The 4,446-nt window shown below is 59.8% G+C and carries 2 protein-coding genes; both read left to right on the top strand.

The genetic code is table 11. The annotated features are described in order from the left end of the window. Nucleotides 1–2,244: DNA-directed RNA polymerase subunit beta' (locus tag U0L91_RS08965; RefSeq protein ID WP_481804524.1), on the top strand; the 2,244-nt coding region annotated here is incomplete at its 5' end. Nucleotides 2,245–2,370: 126 nt separating this feature from the next. Beyond that, the gene (gene pepF, locus U0L91_RS08960) at nt 2,371–4,179 is read left to right on the top strand and encodes an oligoendopeptidase F (RefSeq protein ID WP_330046213.1); all 1,809 of its coding nucleotides are present in this window, start codon (nt 2,371–2,373) and stop codon (nt 4,177–4,179) included. The last annotated feature ends 267 nt before the right edge of the window (nt 4,180–4,446 follow it).

Raw genomic sequence — 4,446 nt, 5'->3', positions numbered from 1 at the left:
CCCTTCAACGCTGACTTCGACGGCGACCAGATGGCTGTCCATCTGCCGCTGTCCACCGAGGCTCAGCGCGAAGCCAAGATGCTGATGCTCGCCTCCGGCAACCTGCTCAAGCCCTCTGACGGTGAACCTGTCACGGTGCCCACGCAGGATATGATCCTGGGCTCCTACTACCTGACGATGGTCAACCCCGACGATCCCGGCCACGACAAGGTCTTCCGCGACGAGAACGAGGCCCTGATGGCCTACGCCGAGCACGTTGTCACGCTGCAGGCGCCGGTCCGCGTGCGCCGCACGATGGACTTCGGCAACGGTCCCGAGACCGCGCTGGTCAAGACCACGGTCGGTAAGATCATCTTCAATACCCCCATCCCGCAGGATCTGGGATATGTTGACCGTACCGATCCCGAACATAAGTTCGACTACGAGGTAGACTTCCAGGTCACCAAGAAGAAGCTGCCCGACATCATCAGCCGCTGCCTGACCAAGCACGGCACCAAGCGCTGCGCCATCATGCTGGATGCCATCAAGGCACAGGGCTACAAGTACTCCACGCTTTCCGCCATCACCGTCGCCGTGCCGGATGCCATCATCCCCGAGGAGAAGCCCGCCATCCTGGCTGCGGCCGACAAGAAGGTCGAGAAGGTCATGAAGAACTTCAACCGCGGCCTGATGTCCGACGAGGAGCGCTACACCAAGACGGTTGCCATCTGGCAGGAAGCCACCGAGGAAGTTTCCAACGCGCTGTCCACCAACCTGAAGACCAACCACCAGCGCAACCCCATCTATATGATGTCCGACTCCGGTGCCCGTGGTTCTATGGACCAGATCAAACAGCTGGCCGGTATGCGCGGCCTGCTGGCCAACACCGCCGGTAAGACGCTGGAAATGCCCATTCGCGCCAACTACCGCGAAGGTCTGAACATCCTGGAATACTTCATCTCGTCCCGAGGCGCCCGGAAAGGCCTGACCGATACCGCTCTGCGTACCGCCGACTCCGGTTACCTGACCCGTCGTCTGGTCGATGTCTCGCAGGAAGTCATCATCCGTGAGGAAGACTGCCATGCCACCGAGGGCATCCTGGTCCGCGAGATCAGCGAAGGCAACGCCACGATCGAGAGCTTCTCGGAGCGTCTGATCGGCCGTTACCCGCTGCATGATGTTGTCAATCCCACCACCGGGGAAGTCATCGTGTCCAAGGACAAGATGATGGATATGTTCGACGCCGAGAAGATCGAGGCCGCCGGCATCACCGAACTGGAGATCCGCAGCGTCATGACCTGCCGTGCCCATGTGGGTGTCTGCGCCCGCTGCTACGGCTCCAACATGTCCAACGGCCAGTGCGTCAAGGTCGGTGAGTCTGTCGGTATCATCGCTGCACAGTCCATCGGCGAGCCCGGTACTCAGCTGACCATGCGTACCTTCCATACCGGCGGTATCGCATCGGCCGAAGATATCACCCAGGGTCTTCCGCGAGTCGAAGAACTGTTTGAAAGCCGCCGTCCCAAGGCCATGGCCATCATGTCGGAGATCGCCGGTACCGTCCACATCGACGATACCAAGAAGAGCCGCCATGTGGAGGTCAGCGGCGTGGACGACAACGGCGCCGCGCTGACCAAGAGCTACCTGATTCCCTTCGGCCATCGTCTGAAGGTGATGGAGGGCGATGTGATCGCCAAGGGCGCTCTGCTCACCGAAGGCCATGCCTACCCGCAGGATATTCTGGCCGTCAAGGGCCGCATCGCCACCCAGGATTACCTGATCAGCGAGGTCCAGAAGGTCTACCGTCTGCAGGGCGTGGAAATCAACGATAAGCATATCGAAGTCATCGTCCGCCAGATGATGCGCAAGGTCCGCATCGAGGACGCCGGCTCCAGCTCGTTTATCGTCGGCAGTGTCGTGAACCGCCGTGACGTCATGATCGAGAATGAAAACATTCAGGCCCGCATTGACGCCGGTGAGACGGATCTTAAGCTGGTCCAGGCCAGCCAGATCCTGCTCGGCATCACCAAGTCCAGCCTGGCTACGGACAGCTTCCTGTCCGCCGCCTCCTTCCAGGAAACCACCCGCGTGCTGACCGAAGCCGCCATCAAGGGCAAGGTCGACCCGCTGGCCGGTCTGAAGGAGAACGTCATCATCGGCAAACTGATTCCCGCCGGAACCGGTCTGCCGGAGGTCGAGGCAGAGCTGGTCCGTGCGGAGCAGCAGCGTGACGCCGAAGGCGCCGCGTATGACCACGCCGAATAATCTCTGAACTTTGTCCCCGCCGTGCCTGTTCGGGTACGGCGGGGGCTTTGTTTTTTGCCGCAACAGGCGTATAATAAAAAAGATACGGCATCTGCCGTCTATTCTGGCTCAAAAAGGAGACTGACTATGGCTGAAACTTTACAGGAACGCCGGGAGATGGACCCCCAGTACCAGTGGGACCTGACCCGGATGTATGCATCGGACGCCGACTGGGAGAAAGCGCTCGCCGATATCGCGCCCGAGCTGGACAAGCTCCCGTCCTGGGAAGGCAAACTGAAGGACGCTGCGTCGATCCGCGGCTTTTATGACGAGTACACCGCACTGTTCCGCCGCCTGGATGACCTGGCGGTCTATGCAAGCCTTCGCCTCAGCGAAGATACCCGTGCCTCCGATGCCCAGAGCATGCAGGCCCGGGTCATGACCCTCTATGTGCGGGCCGGTTCTGTGTCGGCCTTTGCACGCCCCGAGATCCTGGCCCTGCCCGAGGAAACGCTGCGGAACATTCTGGAGGACCCCCAGGTCGCCCCGTACCGCTTTGAACTGGAGGATCTGATGCGGGAAAAACCGCACACCCTGTCCAGCTCCGAGGAAAAGCTGCTGGCCGAGATCGGGGAAGTGTTCGCAGCGCCCAAAAATGTGGCGGACAACCTGATGGATGCGGATCTGGTCTTTGAGAATGCCGAGGATTCCGCCGGTGTTTCCCACGAAGTCACCGGTTCCAACTATATCCTGCTCCAGACCTCTCCCGACCGGACGCTGCGCCGCAATGCCTTCCGCAGCTTCTACAAAGGATACCGCCAGCACATCAATACCTTTGCGGCCACCTATGCGGGTGCCGTCAAGGGGGCGGTCGCCGAGGCACGTCTGCGCCGATACGACTCCTCCCGCGCCATGTGCATGGCAGGGGAGAACATCCCCAGGCCCGTCTATGACAACCTTGTCACGGCGGTGCATCGTCATCTGGATACCATGTATCGCTATGTGGCGCTGCGCAAGCGCATCCTTCATCTAGACGAGCTGCATTATTATGATGTCTATGCTCCGCTGACCAGCGGCGTTTCCCGCAAATACAGCTACGCGGAGGCCCAGCAGATGGTGCTGGATGCCGTGGCTCCCCTGGGCGAGGAGTATGGCCGCATTGTCCGGCAGGGATTTGCCGAACGCTGGATCGACGTCTACCCCAACAAGGGCAAGACCGGCGGCGCCTACTCGAGCGGCAGCTACGATTCCAGCCCCTATATCCTCTGCAACTTTACCGGTACGCTGGACAGCGTCTCGACCATTGCCCATGAGATGGGCCACAGCATGCACACCTGGTTCAGCCACAGCCAGCCGCCGCAGTATGCGGGATATACCCTCTTTGTGGCGGAGGTCGCCTCCACGGTCAACGAGAACCTGCTCATTGAGCATCTGCTCTCCGCCAAGGATCTGGATGCTGCCACCCGGCTGGCACTGCTCAACCAGTATCTCGAAAACTTCAAGGGCACCGTCTACCGTCAGACCATGTTTGCCGAGTTCGAGAAGGAAGCCCATGCCATGGAGGAGCGGGGAGAGGCTCTCAATGCCGCGTCCCTCAATGCTCTGTACGGTGAGCTGGTCAAGACTTACTTCGGACCGGAACTTGTGATGGATGAGGAAGTCCAGTATGAATGGGCTCGCATCCCGCACTTCTATCGTCCCTTCTATGTCTATAAGTACGCGACGGGCTACTCCACCGCCGTGGCACTGTCGGAGGGTATCCTGACCCGCGGACAGGAAGCCGTTCAGAAGTACCTGGAATTCCTGCACATGGGCGGCAGTGCCTACCCGCTGGATGAGCTGCGCCATGCCGGTGTGGATCTGGCAACGCCGGCGCCGGTCGAGGCGGCCCTGGAGAAGTTCGACCGCATTCTCACCCAGGCGGAACGCTGCGTCGAGGAACTCGAACGCCGGTAAACCCGATTTCCCGGAAAAACCAGAAGCCGGCAGGGAAGGGAAGATTCTTCCCGGCAACCGTCAACTTGCACGATTATTCCGATATTTTTTTGTGAATACTCTTGACAACGCGTGGTTTATCCGGTAATATAATTATTGCGTGAGTCCAAGGGGTCAAGTGCGGCCAAAAGCCGGACAGGCCCCGGAAACTGCGCGGAATAATCAAGAAAGGAGAAAAGAAATGCCTACTTTTAACCAGCTCGTACGCAAAGGCCGTGAGGTCCTGGT

This window comes from Gemmiger sp. (assembly GCF_036306485.1).
Taxonomy (GTDB): domain Bacteria; phylum Bacillota; class Clostridia; order Oscillospirales; family Ruminococcaceae; genus Gemmiger.
Note: the sequence above shows the minus strand (reverse complement) of the source record. Positions and strands in the feature narration are given on the sequence as shown.

What these genes read in the sequence shown, in the direction of transcription:
- pepF (WP_330046213.1), top strand. Translation starts at nt 2,371, where the DNA reads ATGGCTGAAACTTTACAGGAACGCCGGGAGATGGACCCCCAGTACCAG.